1 protein-coding gene is annotated in these 2,435 nt (G+C 47.9%); it reads left to right on the top strand.

Annotated features, from left to right (window positions below):
- Positions 1-60: 60 nt before the first annotated feature.
- Positions 61-2,435, top strand: a 2,375-nt coding sequence (locus ACTHSL_RS12390; RefSeq protein WP_440381632.1) for a DUF2345 domain-containing protein, incomplete at its 3' end; no start/stop codon positions are given.

Here is a 2,435-nt window from a genome sequence, read left to right as displayed (position 1 = left end):
ATCCCTGCCGATTGGAACACAAGAAACGTCATCCGCACCTGGGCGAACAACAAACTCAGGATGGAAGACCAAAAAGGACAGGAACACATCAAACTCGCCACCGACTACCAAAAATCCCAACTCAACCTCGGCCACATCGTCGACTCAAACCGCAACAAACGTGGAGAAAACGGCGAAGGCTTCGAACTCAGAACCGACGGCTGGGGCGCCGTACGGGCGGGTAAAGGCATACTCGTCAGCGCAGATGCTCAGGGAGATGCCAAGGGGGAAGTTCTGGAGATGGGTAGAGCGATAAGACGCATGCGAAAAGCATTAGTCACTGCCAAATTACTGGATACTGCTGCCAAGCGCTCGGGCAATACTGCAACAGAGAGTATTGCTCAAACAAACCACATCAACAACAGCTTAAAGAAACTCAAAAAATCGGGAATCGTCATTTCCGCTCCCGACGGTCTGGCTGCCAGCACCAAACAAAGCATATTGAATACAGCTCAAGGACATATCCACTGGGTCAGCATGCAGGACAGTAATGTCAGCGCTGGCAAGAACTTTACTGCGCACGCGCTAAAAAGCATCAACCTGTTTGCGCAAAATAAAGCCGTTAAAATCCATGCTGCCCAAGGCAGGGTTGAAATACAGGCCAAAAATAACAAAATGCAGATTGGCGCAAAAAAAGACCTTGAGCTGACCAGTAGTACTGCCAAAGTAATGATCGTTGGTCAAGATGAGGTGATGATCAGTGGCGGAGGCGGAAGCTATATCAAATTAAAAAATGGTGAAATTATTCTTGCTTCCCCTAAGATTGTTCGCGTCAAAGCACCTGCAATGCCGGTGGGTGGTTCTGATAGCTTTTTCTTTAATGGTTTTGCAAAAACTGATAAAACCTGTATCCCTTGTAAAATTGCCGAATTAATTGGGCGTCCTGTCAATCCTATTTCAGGCATAAAAGTTTTACCGGATGAAACTGATTTTGCGTTTGATGGATTGGTACCGTTTGTATGGAGTCGCAGCTATTTTTCTGATTTGGAAGAAAGTTGGCTGGGTAGCGGCTGGCGCACCACATTGAGCGCCAAACTAGAGCGCAAAGACGGTCGTTTTACCTATACCGATAATCAGGGACGTACATTTGACCTGCCGGAACTGGAGGAAGATGAAGGACAGGTTCTGTTTGAAGCAGAACAAATCATCTTTGAACGAATCGATAATGGCAGCTATCAAATCAGTAATCTGGACAGTAGCGGCAAGCATAGATTTTCACCCCTACACCTGAATGACACCGATCGTAATGGCAGCGGTAATGGCACTTACGTTCTGACACAGGTAAGCGACCGCCATGGCAACGGCTATCGCATTGTTTACAACGAAGATACCGGTTTGCCTCATACCGTTATTGACGAACTGGGACGTGAGATATGGTTTGAGTTTGACAATCTCAGCCCTTTAACGCAGATCCCCGTTTACCGCCTTACCAGTATGGGTAGCTATAACGATAACCTACCTGAAGGCCGGGAACTTCTTGTCCGTTACCGTTATGACGACAACGGCGATCTTGTCGCGGTAGAAGATGCTGAAGGTTACGTTCACCGACGTTTCGGCTACCGCCGTCATATGATGATTCGCCACCAAACTACGGCCGGATTGAATACCTACTATCAATACGACCATTACACCCCCCAAGGTCGGGTATTGCGCAGCTATACTGACAACGGTGAAGAATGGCGTTTTGCCTATGCCGACGGGCATACTCAAATCACTGATGCATTAGGGCGTAGTGAGCACCTTTATTACGACCATCATGGCGAAGTCGTCAAAAAAGTCTTTGCGGATGGTAGTAGTGTCTTGACAGAACGCGATGCTTTAGGCCGACCCATTAAAATTACTGATGAAATGGGACGTGAAACCCGCTACCGTTATAACGAATGCGGGCTGCTGGCCTTTGTTGGCGGAGAAGGCGGACAAAACCAGCACATCCGTTATGACCAAGAACGCCGACCGGTAGAGATGACCCTCCCGCACAACCAAAAGACCCTGATTGAGTACAACGAACAAGGATTACCTGCGACCCAAAGCGATAGCAAAGGCAATGCAACCCGTTACCGTTACAACGAAAATGGGCAAATTACCCAAATTACCGATGCAAAAAATAACACTTATACTTTCGAATATGATCAGCACCACCGCCTGAGCACTCAAACCGACTGTTCCGGTCAGCAAACCCGCTATATCTATAACGAAGAAGGCAAACTTGCAAGTATTACCGATGCAGCCGGTCACACCACGCACTATCATTACCAAAATAGGAAACCATTGCGTATCGACTATCCGGATGGCAGTAGCGAACACTTCAGCTACGATCACGCTGGCCGACTGAGTGTTCTGACTGATGCCGAAGGCAACCGTACCGCCTACGATTACGACAATGACAGCAAACCAAC

This window comes from Neisseria sp. P0008.S010 (assembly GCF_051962715.1).
In the GTDB taxonomy this organism is placed as follows: Bacteria; Pseudomonadota; Gammaproteobacteria; order Burkholderiales; family Neisseriaceae; genus Neisseria; species Neisseria elongata.
This window is presented reverse-complemented; position numbering and strand designations above follow the sequence as displayed.